Source organism: Elioraea sp. Yellowstone, from assembly GCF_006704265.1.
GTDB lineage: Bacteria > Pseudomonadota > Alphaproteobacteria > Acetobacterales > Acetobacteraceae > Elioraea.
The window spans coordinates 1-3,726 of the sequence record NZ_VIKA01000227.1 but is presented as its reverse complement, the minus strand read 5'-3'; the positions used below and the strand labels follow the sequence as shown (position 1 = coordinate 3,726).

Genomic DNA, 3,726 nt, shown 5'->3' with positions numbered 1-3,726 from the left:
GGCACGTCGCGCGCGAGCCGTGCCACCTCCGCCGCCGGCATGGCCACGCCGTGGCGGGCGAGTGCGCGCGCCCAGAGCCGCTCGCGCACCGGCAGGTCGGGCACGCGCAGCTCGATCGCGAAGGTCATGCGCCGGATCACCGCCGGCCCGAGCGGGCCGAGTGCGTTGGTGGTCCAGAGCACCGGCACGGGCGTGGTCTCGAGCGTGCGCAGGAGCGACGCGCGCCCGCCGCCCTGGCCGTGCAGCAGCCCGGCGAGGCCCTGGTCGAACAGGTCCTCGGCCTCGTCGAACAGCAGGAGCGCCGGCGAGCCGCCGGCGAGCAGGCGCTGGGCGAGGCGGAGTTCGGCCAGCCGCTCGGCGCGGCCCGGCTCGTGCCCGTCCTCCATCGCCTCGCCGACCGCGTAGAGCGGCGCGCCGACCGCGGCGGCCAGCGTCTTGCAGAACTCGGTCTTGCCCGTGCCCGGCGGCCCGTAGAGCAGCACGTGCGTGCCCGGCCGGCGGGTGCGCAAGGCGCCGGCCAGCACCTCGACCGCGTGGCGCGCCGCCTCGCCGAGATGGGCGAAGTCCTCCAGGCCCAGGCTGGCCGCGAGCGGGCGGCCGAGCAGCGCCTCGCCGGCGGCGGCACCCGGTCCGGGCGGGATGCCGAGCGCGTCCGAGAGCTGGCGCTTCAGCCGCTCGAGCACGACCAGCTCGCCGTCGGCGTCCACGGTGAGCAGGCCCGCCGCCCGCAGCGTGCCGCCCGGGGCGAGGCGACGCTCGACCGTTGCCTGCGGCAGGCCGGTGAGCAGCGCGATCATCGGCGCATCCGCCGAAAGGCGCATCGCGCCGCCCATCGCGTCGGAGAGCATGTCCCACAGCCGCTCCACCGGCCGGTGCAGCCGGTAGCGCACGGCGAGGCCGAGGATCGCCGCCTCGGCCTCGTCGAGGCCCACCGCTCGGGTGACGGCGTTGAGGCGCAGCGTGATCGCGCTGACCGCGCGGCGCGCGCGCGGCGCGGTGCGGGCCTCGATGCGGCGCTGGATCAGCTTCCAGGTGGCGGCATCGGGTGCGGCGGCGGTCTCGGCGAACAGCTCGTCCTGGCGCGCATCGGCGGCGCGGCCGGAACGGGGGGCGAGGCCGAGCGCATCCTGGTAGCGGGCGAGCCAGGCCGCCACGGCCGCGGCGCGGCGCGACCGGCGCGGGACCTGGGCGAGCGCGTTCCTGGCATAGTCGAGGGCGATGGCCTGTTCGCCGGCGTCCATGGCGCGCTCCCGTACCTGGTTCGTTCCTTGGGGCCGACCGTAGAGGGCTGACGCGTCAGAACCGGACGCATGTCCGCTCCTGTCGGCTTTGCCCGCCTCGACGGGTTCGGGCAGGCTGGGTCCCCATGCCGCTGCGATTCCTGCACTGCTCGGACCTCCAGATCGGCCGCAGCTTCGCCTTCGCCCCGCCCGACAAGGCGACGCTGCTCGCCGAGGCGCGGATCGATGCGCTGGATCGGCTCGCCGCGGCCGCGCGCCGGTGCGGCGCGCCGCGCCTCCTGGTCGCCGGCGACGTGTTCGACGGCATCCAGCTCTCGGATCACACGCTCGACCGGGCACTCGCACGCATGGCGGCGGCGGGCGATCTCGTCTGGCACCTGCTGCCGGGCAATCACGACCCGCACCGGCCGGGCGGGCTCTGGGAGCGGCTCGGCCGCAAGGGCTGGCCGGCGAATGTGCGGGCCCATCTCGCCGCGGAGCCGGTGTCGCTCGACCCCGCGCCGGGCGAGCCGCCTGCCGTGCTGCTGCCGACTCCCTTCAGCCATCGCCGCGTGCCGGGTGACCCGACTGCATGGATGGACAGCGCCGCCACGCCCGAGGGTGCGCTTCGCATCGGCCTCGCGCACGGCGCGGTCGTGCAGTTCGGGCCGGCGGACTCGCCACAGGCCAATCTCGTCTCGCGAGATCGAGCCGCCGCCGCCCGGCTCGACTACCTGGCGCTGGGCGACTGGCACCGCACGATCCGGGTCGGTCCGGCGACCTGGTACAGCGGCACGCCGGAGCCCGATACGTTCGATGTCGATCCGGAAGGTGACGGAACTCGTTGTCAGGGTGGATATGCCTTGGCTGTCGAGATCGAAGGACGGAGTGCCACCCCGCGGGTTTCGCGCGTGCTGACGGGCCGGTTCGTCTGGCACTGCGCCGAGCCGGTCCTGGCCGAGGCCGCCGAGATCGACGCGCTCGCGGAGCGTTTCGAGGCCATGCCGGAGGCGGGGGACATCATGCTGCGCCTTGCCCCGCGCGGCGCGCTGACGCTGGCCGGCCGCGCGCATTTCCGCGACCGCGTCGAGGAGCGGCTGGCCGCGCGGCTGCGCTGGCTCGATCTCGACCTCGCCGGCCTGGAGGTCCGTCCCGAGGACGAGGACCTCGCCGCGATCGACCTCGAAGGCGCGGTGCGCATCGCCGCCGACCGGCTGGCCGCGCGCGCGCGAAACCCCGCCGATCCGGCGGCCGCGACCGCGCGGCGGGCGCTGGTCGAGCTCTGGCTGATGCGCGGGCTTGCCCGCTGATGCGGATCGCGGCGGTCGAGCTCCAGGATCTGCGCCGCTTCGCCGGGCGCTGGCGCGTCGGTCCCTTCGCGCCCGGGCTGAACGTGCTCGCGGCACCGAACGAGGCCGGCAAGTCGACCCTGCTCGCCGCCATCCAGGCCGCGATCTTCCTGCCGCATCGCAGCACCGCCGCTGCCGAGGATCTGCGCCCGCTTGCGGGTGGTGTGCCCGAGGTGCGGCTGACGCTCGACGCCGCCGCCGGCGCCTGGGTGATCCACAAGCGCTTCGCCGGAAGGGGCGGGCGGGCGGAGGTGGTCGCGCCCGACGGGCGGACGCTTGCCGGCGACGCGGCCGAGGAGGCGATCCGCGGCCTGTTCGGCGTCGCTCCCGAGTCCCGGCAGCGCGAGGTGCCGCGGGGCGTGTGGGGCGCGCTGTGGGTCGAGCAGGGCCATTCCTTCGACCTCTCCAGGCTCGACGACCCGGCGCGCCGCACCCTGCGCCGCGCGCTGGAGGCCGAGGTCGGCACGGTGACCGGGGCTGCCGGGATCGCCCGATTGCGGCGGGCGATCGCCGACGAGCTGGCAAAACTCCAGACACCAACCGGCCGCCAGCCGGCCGGGCGGTTGCGTGCGCTGCGCGACCAAGCGGACCGTTGCGAGCGCGAACTCGCGGAGCTGCGCCAGCGGCGCGCCGAGGTCGAGGCCGATCTCGCCCGGCTCGACGCGCTGCTCGCCGAGCGGCAGCGGCGGCGGGACGCGCGGATCGAGCAGACGCTTACAGAGGCGCGGCGGGCAGCAGAGGAACGGCTCAGCGCGCTCGAGCGGGCAGCGAACGAACGCAAGGCGGCGCTGGACGCGGCCGAGAGCGCCGAGCGCCTGGCCGAGGCGGCGCAGCGGGAACTCGAGGCGCGCCAGCGCGACCGCGATGCGGTTTGCGAGGCAGAGGCGGCCGCGGATGAGGCGCGTGAGGCGGCGGAAGCGGCGCGACGCGGGGAGCGGGAAGCGCAACGCGCGCTGTTGCGGGCGGAAGGAGCGGCGGCCACCGCCGCGGCCACGTGCAGCCGCCAGCATGCCGAAACCCTCGCTCAAGTGGCGGAACGCCTGCGACGGGCGGAGGAAGCCGAGGCGGCGACGCGCCGCGCGCGGCCGCGCATCGAGGCTGCGGTCGCCGGCGGGGTCGTGCTGGCCTCGGGGGCCGCGTTCTTCGGGGCGTGACCC

General features: G+C 76.1%; 3 protein-coding genes. 2 read left to right on the top strand and 1 reads right to left on the bottom strand.

Going from position 1 to position 3,726, the window contains the following annotated elements; translation table 11 throughout:
* Positions 1-1,241: ATP-binding protein (locus FK498_RS17970; RefSeq protein WP_141856985.1), on the bottom strand; the 1,241-nt coding region annotated here is incomplete at its 3' end.
* A gap of 125 nt (positions 1,242-1,366) precedes the next feature.
* Between FK498_RS17970 and FK498_RS17965 the strand changes: the two genes are divergently transcribed.
* Together FK498_RS17965 and FK498_RS17960 are read left to right on the top strand one after the other, a co-directional pair.
* Positions 1,367-2,530, top strand: coding sequence for a metallophosphoesterase (locus FK498_RS17965; protein ID WP_141856983.1), 1,164 nt, complete (start codon positions 1,367-1,369; stop codon positions 2,528-2,530).
* The gene (locus FK498_RS17960) at positions 2,530-3,723 is read left to right on the top strand and encodes an AAA family ATPase (protein ID WP_141856981.1); all 1,194 of its coding nucleotides are present in this window, start codon (positions 2,530-2,532) and stop codon (positions 3,721-3,723) included. The genes FK498_RS17965 and FK498_RS17960 overlap by 1 nt, the downstream gene beginning before the upstream one ends.
* Positions 3,724-3,726: the final 3 nt, after the last annotated feature.

Excerpts from the sequence above, each read along its gene's own strand:
- FK498_RS17965 (WP_141856983.1), top strand. The coding sequence starts at position 1,367 with ATGCCGCTGCGATTCCTGCACTGCTCGGACCTCCAGATCGGCCGCAGC.
- FK498_RS17960 (WP_141856981.1), top strand. The coding sequence starts at position 2,530 with ATGCGGATCGCGGCGGTCGAGCTCCAGGATCTGCGCCGCTTCGCCGGG.